Source organism: Pantoea sp. X-Soil-YNGN-785 (assembly GCF_059730585.1).
On the sequence record NZ_AP035942.1, the window covers coordinates 514,886 to 528,962 of the forward strand.

Here is a 14,077-nt window from a genome sequence, read left to right on the forward strand (position 1 = left end):
GCAGGGCGATTACCAGTGACCCAGCACCACATGACGGGCGAACTCTTTCTCGCAATATTTGCACTTCAGATGCACATCGTCGGCACGCTGCTTCACGGCAAAGCTGGAGAAGACCGGCTCGCTGCGGCTGATGCAGTTGCTGTTGGGGCAGGTCAGCACCCGTTCAACGTGATCCGGCAGCGTCGGGGCGATCTTCGCTACCACTTCGTAGTCGTCGATGCGGTTAACCGTGGCGTGCGGCGCATAGACCGCCAGCTGATTTACCTGATCGTCGGTGAGAAAGGTGTTCTCAATTTTGATCAGATCTTTGCGGCCCATCTCGCCCGACGGCAGATTCAGACCGATGGTAATGCGCTGATCGGTTTCGGTCAGCCGGAACAGGGAGAGCAGTTTAAAACCGATCTGCGCCGGAATATGGTCGATGACCGTGCCGCGTTTGATCGCTTCGACCTGCAATTTGTTGTCCTGCGTCATGGGGGTTCTCCTTACAGGGCGAGTTCGCTGTTTAAAACCAGTGCCAGCAGAGCCTGGCGCGCATAGATGCCGTTACCCGCCTGCTGGAAATACCAGGCATACGGGGTTTTATCGACATCGGTGGTGATCTCGTCGATGCGCGGCAGCGGGTGCAGCACCTTCATGTTGTCGCGCGCTGTGCTGAGGTCGGCAGCGCGCAGAATGAACTGTGCTTTAACGTTGGCATATTCGGACGGGTCGAGCCGCTCTTTCTGCACCCGGGTCATGTAGAGGATATCGAGCTGCGGCATCACCTCTTCAAAACTGTCGTGCCGTGACCAGGCGATGTTCTTCTCATCCAGCATGTCGGTGATATAGGCCGGCATCGCCAGCGCATCGGGTGCGATGAAAAAGAAACGGTTGCCATCAAATTTCGCCAGCGCCTGTGTCAGGGAGTGCACGGTACGGCCATACTTCAGGTCGCCGACCATCGCCACATTCAGCTGATTAAGACGGCTCTGCGTCTCCTGAATGGTGAAGAGATCGAGCAGCGTCTGGGTCGGATGCTGGTTTGCGCCGTCACCGGCATTAAGAATCGGGATGCCGCCGGAGAACTCGGTCGCCAGTCGCGCCGCGCCCTCCTGCGGATGACGCATCACGATCGCATCAACGTAGGTGCCGATGACGGAAATGGTGTCGGCCAGGGTTTCGCCTTTCTTGCCCAGCGAAGTATTACTGCCATCTGCAAAGCCCACCGCTGACGCGCCCAGGCGATGGATCGCAGTTTCAAACGACAGGCGGGTACGGGTCGAGGCCTCAAAGAAGCAGCTGGCGATAACCTTGTGCTTCAGCAGTTCCGGCTGCGGATGGGCTTTCAACTTTGCGGCGGTGTGCAGCGCCAGTTCCAGCTCTTCACGACTGAGGTCGTTGATTGAAATAATGTGCTTGCGATATAGCGGGTTAGGCATAGCTCTCTCCTCTGCGCGGCCGGATTGCGGACAAAAAAAAGCCCCTCATTAAGGGGCTTTTTTAAGATCGGGTCGATGACCGAAAGAAACAGCAGCGCCGCCTGCGGTCAGGCGTGATTGAGCGTTAAATTGTCCGCTGTGCTGTCGCATATTTCCTCCGGCAAATTGGGCCGCATTATACCCGTTCGTGGTGGGGCGGCAAGAGGAAAACGTTTGCGCCTCGGTAGCAGCTAAGCGCGCATGGGCCGTCAGACGGGTGACGCGCTCTTCACCAGCGGACGTGACTCAGCGTCCTCAGCCCGTCTGAACCTCTTCGATCAGCGTTGGCCCAGCGTGGCGACCATCACCGCTTTAATGGTGTGCATCCGGTTCTCGGCCTGGTCAAACACAATGCTATGCGGCGACTCAAATACCTCGTTGCTCACTTCCATGCCGTTGGGCAGATCGTACTGCTCTGCCATCTGCTGGCCCAGTGTGGTCTGGTCATCGTGGAAAGCGGGCAGGCAGTGCAGGAATTTCACCAGCGGATTACCGGTCAGATCGAGCATCGCCCGGTTGACCTGATAGTCACGCAGCAGGGCAATACGCTCGGCCCAGACTTCTTTGGCTTCGCCCATCGACACCCAGACGTCGGTGTAGATAAAGTCAGCGCCTTTTACGCCATCAGCAATATCTTCGGTGAGGGTAATTTTGCCACCGGTCTGCTGTGCAGCGTCGCGGCACTGCGCCACCAGTTCGTCCTCTGGCCAGCAGCTCTTCGGTGCCACCAGACGCAGATCCAGACCGACCTGAGCGGCGGCTTCCAGCATGGTGTTACCCATGTTGTTGCGCGCATCGCCCACATAAACCAGCGTCATCTCGCTGAGTTTTTTGCCCGGCAGATGCTCCTGCATGGTCAGCAGGTCGGCCAGCAACTGGGTTGGGTGAAACTCGGTGGTCAGACCGTTCCACACCGGCACACCGGCGTGTTCTGCCAGCGTCTCCACCAGCTCCTGACCGTAACCGCGATACTGAATGCCATCGTACATGCGGCCCAGCACCCGCGCCGTGTCGCGCATTGACTCTTTATGGCCGATCTGACTGCCACTCGGGCCGAGATAAGTGACGTTTGCACCCTGATCGTAAGCGGCAACTTCGAAAGAGCATCGGGTACGGGTCGAGTCTTTTTCGAAGATGAGCGCGATGTTTTTGCCTTTCAGATACTGCACTTCGCTGGCGCTTTTTTTCGCCTGTTTCAACTCAGCGGACAGGGAAAGCAGGTGATCAATTTCGGCGGGGGTAAAATCCAGAAGCCTGAGGAAATGGCGCTGATACAGTTGACTCATACAACACTCCGGTAATCATTAAAATGAATTAAAATTCAATTTAACCGTATGAATATTCATTTTCAAGTCTGGAGCTAATAAACTTTTCGTTTTGTGTAGTGGCGCGACAGGCAGTGTGGGAAAATAATTGATTATTGCCGAACTCAGAGAGGACATTGTCATGGCATATGAAGCATTACTGGAAGAGCAGCAGGAAGAGACACGGCAGATTATCGAAGAGCTGCTGGAGGATGGCAGCGATCCTGATGCGCTCTATACCATCGAGCATCATCTCTCATGCAATAATTTTGATTCACTGGAAAAAGCCGCGGTTGATGCATTCAAGCTGGGTTATGAAGTGACCGAGCCGGAAGAGCTGGAGCTGGAAGATGGCACCACCGTGATGTGCGTCGACATCATCAGCGAATCTGCGCTGAAGCCTGAACTGATTGATGTGCAGGTTGAGCAGCTGGTGAACCTGATTGGTAAGTACAACGTCGACTACGACGGCTGGGGCACCTATTTCGAAGACCCTGATGCCGAAGATGAAGACGAAGATGACGACGCCATCGAAGATGAAGATGATGATGGTATTCGCCACTAAGTAGCCGGGGCGGAGCGTTCTCCGCCTGTCACTTCTGCCACCCCTTTTGACATCATGAATTACGCACCCTTACTTGAACCGATCTATCAGTTTCTGCACTGCCGCACGCCACAGGCCTGGATTGACGAGGCGCGCAAGCCGGAAAACCTGACTCTGCTGTTAACCGACCATCTGGTGTGCGAGCTGAAAGCTGCCCAGACCGCGGTGTGGCTGATCCGCAAATATGTCGCCGACAAACCCAGCGGCGACGCCATTCTGGCGTGGCTGAAGCCCTATGAAGATTTTATTTTCCGCGAAGATGGCGACAGCGACTTTATCAACGCCCATAAGAACCTGACAAAAAGCGTTATTGTGCGCAATGCGCTGCCGTGGGCGGATGAGCTGGTGGAGAAGATGGTGCTGCTGATTAAAGAGGAGCTGCATCACTTCTATCAGGTGTGGGAAATTATGCAGTCGCGTGGGCTGGTCTATCATAAGATTACTTCCAGCCGCTATGCCAAATCGCTGCTGCGCGAAGTGACCACCCATGAGCCGGAAACGCTGGTGGATAAGCTGATTTGTGGCGCTTACATTGAGGCGCGATCCTGCGAGCGTTTCGCCAGCCTGGCACCGTATCTTGATGATGAACTGGCGAAGTTCTATATTTCGCTGCTGCGCTCCGAAGCGCGGCATTATCAGGACTATTTAATGCTGGCGGCACAGATTGCCGGTAAAGATATCGCGCCGCGGGTTCAGGCGATTGGCGTGACAGAAGGGCGGTTAATCAGCGAACCCGACAACGAATTACGTTTTCACAGTGGCGTTCCCGCCTTCTGATCCGGCTGCACGGGCGGGGCGGGCAGCCCCGTCTGTCACAGTAGTTTCAGCATCCGCACTTCGCAGTCGACATGGCCGGTGCAGCCCATCGCGCTATCGATATGCTCAAAGCCCAGCGACTCATAGAGTTTAATCGCTCGCGTCAGGCTGGCGGTGGTTTCCAGATAGCAGCGACGGAAGCCGTGGCTGCGTGCATATTCTATCGCCCTCAGCGCCAGCTCGCGCGCCAGGCCCTGACCGCGCACCTCTGGAAGGAAGTACATCTTTTGCAGTTCGCAGATATCGGGCGCGCTGCAGGCGAGAGGTGCAACCCCGCCGCCGCCGACCACTTTGCCCTGATACTCCACAATCCAGTAGGCGCTCTGTTCTGCACTGTAGAGCTCAAACAGCTGGTCGAGCTGCGGATCGGAGACGGTGTAGCCCTTGTCAGCCGTCAGGCCGAACTCCGCAGAAACATCACGGATCACCTGGGCAATATGCGGATTATCGGCGGCCGTAATTGGCCGCACCTGGAGGTCAAAACGCGGGATGGTACTGGTCGTCATCATCTCTTCCGGATTTGTACGAGGTCAATAAAAAAGCCGGGCAAGCCCGGCTTTATGAATAAGCTGTCAGCTAAGACGCTTACAATGCCGCAATGACCGCCTGCTGTTCAATCAGTTTTGCTTTTGATTGTTGCAGGTCTGCCACGCGTTCGCGCTCTTTCGCGACGACCGCTTCCGGCGCACGTGACACAAAGCCTTCGTTTGCCAGCTTGGTCTCAATCTTCTCGATCTCGACATCCAGCTTAACCAGCTCTTTCGCCAGACGCTCCAGCTCGGCGGTTTTATCCACCAGATCTGCCATCGGGATCAGCAGCTCTGCGCCTTCAACCAGTTTGGTCACCGACACCGGGCCTTTCTCGCCTGCAGGCAGAATGGTCAGGCTTTCCAGACGCGCCAGGCGCGACAGGAAGTTGCGGTTAGCCTCAACGCGGCGCAGCGCCGCAGGCGAGCAGTCACGCAGCAGCACATCCAGCGGCTTGCTCAGGGCGATATTCATCTCGGCACGGATATTACGCACCGCGACGATTGCCTGCTTCATCCATTCGATGTCCGCTTTCGCTTCGGCATCTTCTTTCGCCGCATCGTACTGCGGGAAAGGCTGCAGCATAATGGTGTCGTCGCTGATATTTTTCAGCCCCTTCACGCGCTGCCAGATGGTTTCAGTGATAAACGGAATGATCGGATGCGCCAGACGCAGCAGCGCTTCCAGCACGTGAACCAGCGTATGGCGGGTGCCACGCAGTTCAGCTTCACTGCCGCTGTTCATCACCGGCTTGGTCAGCTCCAGATACCAGTCGCAGAACTGGTTCCAGGTGAAGTCATACAGCAGGTTAGCCGCGATGTCGAAACGGTAGCTATCCAGCGCTTCACGGTATGCTTTCACCGTGTTGTTGAACTCGGTCAGGATCCAGCGATCCGCCAGCGACAGCGTCATCTCGCCGCCATTCTGTCCGCAATCCTGGTCTTCGGTGTTCATCAGTACGAAGCGGCTGGCGTTCCACAGCTTGTTACAGAAGTTGCGATACCCTTCCAGGCGTTTCATGTCCCAGTTGATGTCGCGACCGGTTGAGGCCAGCGCCGCCAGAGTGAAACGCAGCGCATCGGTGCCTGATGGCTCGATACCGTCCGGGAACTGCTTCTCGGTACGTTTGCGTATCTTCTCCGCCAGCTGTGGCTGCATCATGTTGCCGGTGCGTTTTTCCAGCAGCGCCTCCAGCGAAATGCCGTCGACCATATCCAGCGGGTCAATCACGTTGCCCTTGGATTTCGACATCTTCTGACCTTCTTCATCGCGGATCAGACCGGTCATGTAGACGGTTTTGAACGGCACCTGCGGTTTGCCGTTTTCATCTTTGATGAAGTGCATGGTCAGCATGATCATGCGGGCAATCCAGAAGAAGATGATGTCGAAGCCGCTGACCAGCACGCTGGTCGGATGGAAGGTGCGCAGCGCTTCGGTGTTTTCCGGCCAGCCCAGGGTGGAGAAGGTCCACAGACCTGAGGAGAACCAGGTATCCAGCACGTCATCATCCTGACGCAGCGCCACATCGGCGGCCAGGTTGTTCTCGGCGCGAACTTCATCTTCGGTACGGCCAACGTAGACGTTACCGTTGTTGTCATACCACGCCGGGATGCGGTGACCCCACCAGAGCTGACGGGAAATACACCAGTCCTGAATATCACGCATCCAGGAGAAGTACATGTTTTCGTACTGCTTCGGCACGAACTGGATGTCGCCATTCTCAACGGCTTCAACGGCGACTTTTGCCAGCGGCGCGGTACGCACATACCACTGGTCAGTCAGCATCGGCTCGATCACCACGCCACCACGATCGCCGTAAGGGACGGTCAGATCGTGCGGCTTGATCTCTTCAAGCAGGCCCAGCTCATCGACAGCGGCAACGATGGCTTTACGCGCGGCAAAGCGTTCCATGTTCTGGAAAGCGGCCGGGATCTCATCGGAACAGGCATCGCTGGCTTCGCCGTTGGTGTCATATACCTGAGCGCGGTCGCGGATATCACCATCGAAGGTCAGGATGTTGATCATTGGCAGCTTATGACGACGACCCACTTCGTAGTCGTTGAAGTCATGCGCCGGGGTGATCTTGACGCAGCCGGTGCCTTTTTCCATGTCAGCGTGTTCGTCGCCAACGATTGGAATCAGACGGCCAACCAGCGGCAGCAGCACAAATTTGCCGATCAGATCTTTGTAACGTGGATCTTCCGGGTTAACGGCCACGCCGGTATCGCCCAGCAGGGTTTCCGGACGGGTGGTGGCAACGACCAGGTAATCTTTACCGTCGGCGGTTTTTGCGCCATCAGCCAGTGGATAGCGGATATGCCACATAGAGCCTTTGCTCTCGCGGTTTTCCACTTCCAGATCGGAGATTGCGGTGCGCAGCTTAGGATCCCAGTTCACCAGGCGTTTGCCACGGTAGAGCAGGTTCTCTTTGTAGAGGCGAACAAACACCTCTTTTACGGCGTTGGAAAGACCCTCGTCCATGGTGAAGCGCTCGCGCTCCCAGTCGACGGAGTTACCCAGGCGGCGCATCTGGCGGGTAATGGTGCCGCCGGATTCCGCTTTCCACTGCCAGATTTTCTCAATGAACGCATCGCGGCCATAATCCTGGCGCGTCTTGCCCTCTTCAGCCGCAATTTTGCGCTCAACCACCATCTGCGTGGCGATGCCCGCGTGGTCAGTACCGGCCTGCCACAGGGTATTTTTCCCCTGCATGCGCTGGTAACGGATCATGGTGTCCATGATGGTTTGCTGGAAGGCGTGACCCATGTGCAAGCTACCGGTGACGTTCGGCGGCGGGATCATGATGCAAAAGCTTTCCTGGCTGGTATCGCCATTCGGTTTGAAGTAGCCCTGCTTTTCCCAATGCTCGTAAAGCGGCTGCTCGATATCTTGCGGGTTATATGTCTTTTCCATTTCTGCTATGTCGTTTGCGGCTGTGGTGGCGCTGCCGTATTCAATTGGAATCCAACGCTGCGATACGCTTTGTAGCGGTCGCGCGCCAGTTGTTTGAGAGCGTCCTCGTAAGGAACGAAGTCTATCACTTCATGGAAAGCAGTAGCAAAATCTGCGAAGTGGGGCAGCAGGCTAATCAGCAGGTCGCGCTGTGAACTGCCGCGACGCTGTGGCCAGGCCAGCTCGACCGGCGCACCGTAGCGCGGGCCTTCACCCGCCAGGTTGTGCGGCACGAAGGCGTTTGCCGGTCGTTGCCACAGCGCTTCGTCGAGACGAATGGCTTGCTGTTCATCTTCGCAGGCGATCAACACCCGCTTTCCGGCCCGCCAGCGTGTTTCCGCCAGATTGCACACCAGCGCTTCAACGGCACTCAGGCCATCGCTCGTTGCATCGGTTTCCAGCACGTAGAAGGTTGCGTTTTTCATCGGTTAGCTCATCAGAAGATCAGGGGCGGATTCAGATCCGCCCCTGCTGTCAGAAAAGAGGGCGGTTAGTCGTCGCCGTTCAATCCTGCCCGATTCAACAGAAACTGCGACAGCATCGGCACCGGACGTCCGGTCGCGCCTTTGGCCTTGCCGGAACGCCAGGCGGTACCGGCGATATCCAGGTGCGCCCAGTTATATTTGCGGGCAAAGCGTGCCAGGAAGCAGGCGGCGGTAATCGCGCCACCTGGACGGCCACCGATGTTGCCCATATCGGCAAAGTTGGACTCCAGCTGCTCCTGGAACTCATCCGCCATCGGCAGACGCCAGGCGCGATCGCCCGACTGTTCCGAGGCGCTGATGAGCTCATGCGCCAGCGGATTGTGGTTCGACAGCAGGCCGCTGATGTGATGACCCAGCGCAATCACACAGGCTCCGGTCAGCGTTGCCACGTCAATCACCACTTCCGGGTCGAAGCGTTCCACGTAGGTCAGCGCATCGCACAGCACCAGACGGCCTTCGGCGTCGGTGTTCAGTACTTCAACCGTCTGACCCGACATGGTCGTGAGCACGTCGCCCGGACGCATCGAGCGGCCATCCGGCATGTTTTCACAGCCCGCCAGCACGCCCACTACGTTCAGCGGCAGATTCAGCTCGGCCACCATCCGCATCACGCCATAGACGGCAGCCGCGCCGCACATGTCATATTTCATTTCGTCCATGCTGTCGGCAGGCTTAATGGAGATGCCGCCGGAGTCAAAGGTCAGTCCTTTACCCACCAGCACAATCGGGCGCGCTTCAGCGTCCGGATTGCCTTTGTATTCAATTACCGACATCAGCGATTCGTTCTGCGAACCGGCACCGACGGCGAGATAGGCGTTCATGCCCAGCTCTTTCATCTGCTGTTCGCCGATCACGCGGGTCGTCACGTTTTTGCTGAAGGCATCGGCCAGCTGGCGCGCCTGCGACGCCAGATAGGCAGCGTTACAGATGTTTGGCGGCATGTTGCCGAGATCTTTAGCGGCTTTCATGCCGGCAGCGACCGCTAATCCGTGCTGGATAGCGCGTTCGCCGCTGGTGAGTTCACGGCGGGTCGGCACGTTAAACACCAGCTTGCGCAGCGGACGACGCGGCTCTGCTTTGTTACTTTTCAGCTGGTCGAAGTTATAGAGCGCCTCTTTTGAGGTCTCCACCGCCTGACGCACTTTCCAGTAAGTATTGCGGCCTTTGACATGCAGCTCGGTCAGGAAGCAGACCGCTTCCATGGAGCCGGTGTCGTTCAGCGTATTAATGGTTTTCTGAATGACCTGCTTGTACTGGCGTTCATCCAGCTCACGCTCTTTACCGCAGCCAATCAGCAGAATACGCTCGGACAGGATATTTGGCACATGATGCAGCAGCAGTGTCTGGCCCACTTTTCCTTCCAGCTCGCCGCGGCGCAGCAGGGCGCTGATGTAGCCGTCGCTGATTTTATCCAGCTGCTCGGCAATCGGTGACAGACGACGCGGTTCGAAAACGCCAACGACAATGCAGGCACTGCGCTGTTTTTCCGGGCTTCCGCTTTTTACACTGAACTCCATGCACTCTCCTGAATCTTAAAGACAACGGCCGCTGCTGCCGCTAGAATGTAGCGCGCTCATGACCCATTTATTCATTGTCGCAGCATGACATTCTGCCGCTGGAGGTCATAATGAATCAGGGTGACAAGATGTTGTTTTTTCACCACCCGGACGCGTTTTTCATACAAATTTAGCTACGGCGACGGCCATTGATGAAGAAAAATGGCTGATAAGCGTTGAAACTAGCGATTTTCCTGCAAAAAGACAAGTTTTCACAGGCGTACTAAGCGTGATCATCATTAGATATCTGGTTCGGGAAACGCTCAAAAGCCAGCTGGCTATCCTGTTTATCCTGCTACTCATCTTCTTTTGCCAGAAGTTAGTCAGGATCCTGGGAGCCGCGGTGGATGGCGAAGTGCCGACAAACCTCGTTCTGACCTTGTTAGGACTCGGTGTGCCTCAAATGGCACAACTTATACTGCCCTTAAGTCTGTTTCTGGCGATCCTGATGACGCTGGGGCGTCTCTACACGGAAAGTGAAATTACCGTGATGCACGCCTGCGGTCTGAGTAAGGCCGTCCTGGTAAAAGCGGCGATGGTACTGATGCTGTTTACCTCGGTGGTGGCAGCGGTGAACGTCATCTGGCTGGGGCCATGGTCATCCCGCTATCAGGATGAGGTGACGCAGAACGCCAAAGCGAATCCAGGTGCTGCGGCGATGGCCGCCGGGCAGTTCCAGACCTCCAGCGACGGCAGCGCCGTGCTGTTTGTCGAGGATGTGAAGGGCAACAACTTTGGCAACGTATTCCTGGCGCAGTTACGGCCAAAAGGCAACGCGCGTCCTTCGGTGGTGCTGGCTGACAGCGGTCACATGGAGCAGCATAAAGATGGCTCGCAGGTGGTAACGCTGGATAAAGGCACCCGCTTTGAGGGCACCGCACTGCTGCGTGACTTCCGTATCACCGACTTCACTAACTATCAGGCCATCGTGGGCTATAAAGCGGCAACGCTCGATCCTAACGATGCCGAGCAGGCCAGCATGACCGACCTGTTCGCGAATAAGACACCGGATTTCCAGGCCGAGCTGCACTGGCGTCTGACGCTGGTATTTGCGGTGCTGGTGATGGCGCTGATGGTGGTGCCGCTCAGCGTGGTGAACCCGCGTCAGGGTCGTGTGCTATCGATGCTGCCCGCCATGCTGCTCTATCTGATCTTCTTCCTGTTGCAGAGCTCGCTGAAGTCGAGCGGAGCGAAAGGGCGGCTCGATCCGGCGCTCTGGATGTGGGTGGTGAATATCAGCTATCTGGTGCTGGCGGTGCTGCTTAACCTGTGGGATACGGTGCCGATGCGTCGGATTCGCGCCCGCTTTACCCGCGGAGGGTCGGTCTGATGTTTCGCGTACTTGACCGCTATATCGGTAAAACCATCTTTAATACCATCATGCTGACGCTGTTCATGCTGGTGTCGCTTTCCGGCATCATCAAGTTCGTCGATCAGCTGCGTAAAACCGGCCAGGGTAGTTATAGCGCGCTGAGTGCCGGTTATTACACCCTGCTCAGCGTGCCAAAAGATATTGAGATTTTCTTCCCAATGGCGGCCCTGCTGGGTGCGCTGCTGGGATTGGGCGCGCTGGCGCAGCGCAGTGAGCTGGTAGTGATGCAGGCGGCGGGCTTTACCCGCATGCAGGTGGCGCTGTCCGTTATGAAAACGGCGATTCCGCTGGTGCTGCTGACCATGGCAATTGGTGAGTTTGTTGCGCCTTCGGGCGAGCAGATGGCGCGTAACTATCGGGCGCAGCAGCTTTATGGCGGCGCACTGGTCTCAACGCAGAATGGTCTGTGGGCGAAAGATGGTAATAACTTCATCTATATTGAGCGCATCAAAGGCGACAATGAAATTGATGGTGTGAGCATCTATAACTTCAACGATCAGCGTCGTCTGCAGAGCGTGCGTTACGCGGCGACGGCGACCTGGGATGCGGCTAAAAAGCGCTGGATGCTGTCACAGGTCGATGAGTCAAACCTGACCGATCCGAAGCAGATTACCGGTTCACAGAGTCTGAGTGGCGAATGGAAAACCAATCTGACGCCAGACAAGCTGGGTGTGGTGGCGCTGGACCCTGACGCGTTGTCGATTCGCGGTCTGCATAGCTACAGCAAGTATCTGAAGCAGAGCGGTCAGGAAGCGGGACGTTATCAGCTGAATATGTGGAGCAAGATTTTCCAGCCGCTGTCCGTCGCGGTGATGATGCTGATGGCGCTGTCGTTTATCTTTGGTCCGCTGCGAAGCGTGTCGATGGGTGTGCGCGTCGTAACCGGTATCAGCTTCGGTTTCCTGTTCTACGTGCTGGACCAGATTTTTGGTCCGCTAAGCCTGGTTTACGGCCTGCCGCCGATTCTGGGGGCGATTCTGCCGAGCTTTGCGTTCTTTGCTATCAGCATGTTTATGTTGATTAAGCGGCGCTGACCGTCATCACGCAAATGGCCGCCTCTCAGGGCGGCCTTTTTTATGGCAGGCACTGTGCGTCAGTTTATTCGTCCAGTCGTCTGATGCATCTCTCCATTACCTCATCCAGTCGTTAATCAACGCACCATACAACACTTCCGCTTCCGCTAACCGGCTCAGTAGGCAGTATTCATCGGTCTGGTGCGCCATTGACGGCTCGCCGGGACCGAGGATAATGCAGGGCGGCGAACCCAGCGCGGGTAACAACAGTGACGCATCTGTAAAGTAGGGCACAATGCGCGGTGTCAGCGGGGCGTCATGTAACGCCTGACAATGCTGATAAACAGAATGAATCCAGGCCTGATTGTCTTCGCTCAGCACCGCCGGCAGATCCACCAGCGTCGTCACCGTTACGCTGTCTCCCAGTAAGGTTGTCAGTTGCTGACGAATGGTGGCGTGCTGCAGATTGGGTGCGCTGCGGATATCCACGTCAAAATGTGTGCGATCGGGCACCGAGTTAATGTTCAGGCCGCCTGCAATGCGTCCGACGTTAATGGTCGGCTGCTTCATCAGCGGATGGGGTGCGCCAGGTGAGAAGTGCTGAATCTTTCCCAGTGCCTCCGCCGCCAGATAAATGGCATTGATGCCCAGTTCCGGCATTGCGCCATGGGCTGTTTTCCCGCGGGTTTCACAGCGTAGCCATAGTGCTCCTTTGTGGCCGATAACCGGATAGTTGGCGGTAGGCTCGCCGACAATCAATGCGCCAATATCGGGCAGGTCAGCGGTATCAATCAGCGCCCGCGCGCCGTCACAGCCCGTTTCCTCCCCACCGGTGATCAACAGCACTACGCCGGAACCCTGCAGAATCGCCTGCTGATTAGTCACGCAGGCAACAGCAAACGCCGCGACAGCGGCCTTCATGTCACTCGACCCGCGCCCGTAAAGTCTGTCACCCACGATTTCACCGAAAGGATCGTACTGCCAGTCAGCATTGCCGAGCGGGACGGTATCCAGATGGCCGGTAAACGCCAGCTGCGGTCCGGGCTGACTGCCAGGCAGACTGGCCATCAGGTTCAGGCGGTTTTCACCGAAGGAGGACAAGGTGACGTCAAAGCCCTGTTCCATCAGCCAGTTCGCCAGAAAGTGCATGCAGGCCGCTTCATTGCCCGGTGGATTAATGGTGTCAAAGCGCAGCAGCTGCTGCGCCAGCGTCTGGCTTTGGCTCATCATCCGCGCACCGTTAACCAGTCCAGACAGTTGATCCACAGCTGGCGATAACCCTGCCACCGGGCAAATTCCTGCGGCAGCCAGTGCGCAGACATATCGCTGGTCCAGACCAGTGAGCGGCCCTGCTGATACTCGCGCACCGCCAGTAGCGGATGTGACGTACCATCAATGGTTGCCAGCAATGTGCCTTCAGGGTGCATTTCTACTTCGTTATAACCCAGCAACCACGGCCATTCGTCTGGCATATCGGTGAACAGCGCGTGGGATTCCGTCACGCTGGGGTAAACGCCTTCGGGCGTTTCGATACGGTCATCCCAGGCCAGGCAGCGCACCGGCAGGACTTTCTCAACTGCCGTGTTGCGATAGCGCGCGCCGCCATTAATACCCTGAAAACTAAAGTAGCCGCCCACCATCATCAGCGCGCCGCCCGCGGCCACATAGTCGTGAATCAGCGTCAGACGGTTCGCCGTGCGCTGGCTCTTCAACCAGGTATCCGGGTGCAGCAGCAATGTATTCGCGCCGATGTCGGAGAGAATGATCGCGTCCCACTGCTGAAGCCCGTCCGGTGTTAAAGGAAACTCGGTGGCAGCAGCATGGGCGGGCATGTAGGTAATGGCATAATCACTGTCGGCCAGCGCCGCCATAAAGTCGGTTGCGCCATTATGCCAGGTAGCGGTGGCAAACTGATCGAAGCCTTTGACGTGAACAGACGTGCTGGTCCAGGACTCGCCGACCAGTAAAATTTTCTTCTGCATTACGG

At 56.8% G+C, this 14,077-nt stretch carries 13 protein-coding genes; 4 read left to right on the top strand and 9 right to left on the bottom strand.

The window, feature by feature from the left end; all coding sequences use genetic code 11:
* Positions 1–9: 9 nt before the first annotated feature.
* The 3 genes from pyrI to argF all read right to left on the bottom strand — a co-directional run bounded on the left by pyrI (position 10) and on the right by argF (position 2,746).
* Positions 10–474, bottom strand: a complete 465-nt coding sequence (gene pyrI, locus AC6I8E_RS02275) for an aspartate carbamoyltransferase regulatory subunit (protein WP_010251684.1) — start codon at positions 472–474, stop codon at positions 10–12.
* Positions 475–485: 11 nt separating this feature from the next.
* A complete protein-coding gene (pyrB, locus tag AC6I8E_RS02280; protein ID WP_147789326.1) occupies positions 486–1,421 on the bottom strand; it encodes an aspartate carbamoyltransferase in 936 nt (311 codons plus the stop codon).
* A gap of 317 nt (positions 1,422–1,738) precedes the next feature.
* Positions 1,739–2,746 (bottom strand): ornithine carbamoyltransferase, encoded by a 1,008-nt coding sequence (gene argF, locus AC6I8E_RS02285; RefSeq protein ID WP_013359939.1) that lies wholly within the window; start codon positions 2,744–2,746, stop codon positions 1,739–1,741.
* Between the two features lie 160 nt (positions 2,747–2,906).
* Here argF and rraB point away from each other — a divergent pair, with 160 nt between their 5' ends.
* Both rraB and miaE read left to right on the top strand, forming a co-directional pair.
* Positions 2,907–3,329 (top strand): ribonuclease E inhibitor RraB, encoded by a 423-nt coding sequence (gene rraB / locus AC6I8E_RS02290; protein WP_013359940.1) that lies wholly within the window; start codon positions 2,907–2,909, stop codon positions 3,327–3,329.
* Positions 3,330–3,383: 54 nt separating this feature from the next.
* A complete protein-coding gene (miaE, locus tag AC6I8E_RS02295; protein WP_497824371.1) occupies positions 3,384–4,145 on the top strand; it encodes a tRNA isopentenyl-2-thiomethyl-A-37 hydroxylase MiaE in 762 nt (253 codons plus the stop codon).
* A 35-nt stretch (positions 4,146–4,180) separates the two neighbouring features.
* Here the strand turns inward: miaE and AC6I8E_RS02300 are convergent, their stop codons facing one another.
* From AC6I8E_RS02300 to pepA, 4 genes are all read right to left on the bottom strand, one after another.
* Positions 4,181–4,693 (bottom strand): GNAT family N-acetyltransferase, encoded by a 513-nt coding sequence (locus tag AC6I8E_RS02300; protein ID WP_278495315.1) that lies wholly within the window; start codon positions 4,691–4,693, stop codon positions 4,181–4,183.
* A gap of 76 nt (positions 4,694–4,769) precedes the next feature.
* Positions 4,770–7,625, bottom strand: a complete 2,856-nt coding sequence (locus tag AC6I8E_RS02305) for a valine--tRNA ligase (RefSeq protein ID WP_497824372.1) — start codon at positions 7,623–7,625, stop codon at positions 4,770–4,772.
* A 5-nt stretch (positions 7,626–7,630) separates the two neighbouring features.
* On the bottom strand, positions 7,631–8,089 hold the full coding sequence (locus AC6I8E_RS02310) for a DNA polymerase III subunit chi (RefSeq protein WP_008925453.1): 459 nt from the start codon (positions 8,087–8,089) through the stop codon (positions 7,631–7,633).
* 65 nt (positions 8,090–8,154) lie between these two features.
* Positions 8,155–9,666, bottom strand: coding sequence for a leucyl aminopeptidase (gene pepA, locus AC6I8E_RS02315; RefSeq protein ID WP_009092357.1), 1,512 nt, complete (start codon positions 9,664–9,666; stop codon positions 8,155–8,157).
* A 268-nt stretch (positions 9,667–9,934) separates the two neighbouring features.
* Here pepA and lptF point away from each other — a divergent pair, with 268 nt between their 5' ends.
* Both lptF and lptG read left to right on the top strand, forming a co-directional pair.
* Positions 9,935–11,035: an LPS export ABC transporter permease LptF gene (gene lptF / locus AC6I8E_RS02320; RefSeq protein WP_033731353.1), complete on the top strand. Its 1,101-nt coding sequence runs from the start codon at positions 9,935–9,937 to the stop codon at positions 11,033–11,035.
* Entirely contained in the window at positions 11,035–12,111 is a 1,077-nt protein-coding gene (lptG, locus tag AC6I8E_RS02325) for an LPS export ABC transporter permease LptG (protein WP_033781702.1), read from the top strand. Before lptF ends, lptG begins: the two co-directional genes overlap by 1 nt.
* A gap of 96 nt (positions 12,112–12,207) precedes the next feature.
* Here the strand turns inward: lptG and AC6I8E_RS02330 are convergent, their stop codons facing one another.
* On the bottom strand, positions 12,208–13,317 hold the full coding sequence (locus AC6I8E_RS02330; protein WP_041457296.1) for a M20 family metallopeptidase: 1,110 nt from the start codon (positions 13,315–13,317) through the stop codon (positions 12,208–12,210).
* A complete protein-coding gene (locus AC6I8E_RS02335) occupies positions 13,317–14,072 on the bottom strand; it encodes a glutamine amidotransferase (protein ID WP_013359950.1) in 756 nt (251 codons plus the stop codon). The genes AC6I8E_RS02330 and AC6I8E_RS02335 overlap by 1 nt, the downstream gene beginning before the upstream one ends.
* Positions 14,073–14,077: the final 5 nt, after the last annotated feature.

Bases quoted from the DNA above. Each gene is read 5' to 3' on its own strand.
- AC6I8E_RS02305 (WP_497824372.1), bottom strand. From the start codon at position 7,625: ATGGAAAAGACATATAACCCGCAAGATATCGAGCAGCCGCTTTACGAG.
- AC6I8E_RS02310 (WP_008925453.1), bottom strand. From the start codon at position 8,089: ATGAAAAACGCAACCTTCTACGTGCTGGAAACCGATGCAACGAGCGAT.
- miaE (WP_497824371.1), top strand. From the start codon at position 3,384: ATGAATTACGCACCCTTACTTGAACCGATCTATCAGTTTCTGCACTGC.
- pyrB (WP_147789326.1), bottom strand. From the start codon at position 1,421: ATGCCTAACCCGCTATATCGCAAGCACATTATTTCAATCAACGACCTC.
- AC6I8E_RS02335 (WP_013359950.1), bottom strand. From the start codon at position 14,072: ATGCAGAAGAAAATTTTACTGGTCGGCGAGTCCTGGACCAGCACGTCT.
- pyrI (WP_010251684.1), bottom strand. From the start codon at position 474: ATGACGCAGGACAACAAATTGCAGGTCGAAGCGATCAAACGCGGCACG.
- pepA (WP_009092357.1), bottom strand. From the start codon at position 9,666: ATGGAGTTCAGTGTAAAAAGCGGAAGCCCGGAAAAACAGCGCAGTGCC.
- AC6I8E_RS02330 (WP_041457296.1), bottom strand. From the start codon at position 13,317: ATGAGCCAAAGCCAGACGCTGGCGCAGCAGCTGCTGCGCTTTGACACC.
- AC6I8E_RS02300 (WP_278495315.1), bottom strand. From the start codon at position 4,693: ATGATGACGACCAGTACCATCCCGCGTTTTGACCTCCAGGTGCGGCCA.
- rraB (WP_013359940.1), top strand. From the start codon at position 2,907: ATGGCATATGAAGCATTACTGGAAGAGCAGCAGGAAGAGACACGGCAG.
- argF (WP_013359939.1), bottom strand. From the start codon at position 2,746: ATGAGTCAACTGTATCAGCGCCATTTCCTCAGGCTTCTGGATTTTACC.
- lptG (WP_033781702.1), top strand. From the start codon at position 11,035: ATGTTTCGCGTACTTGACCGCTATATCGGTAAAACCATCTTTAATACC.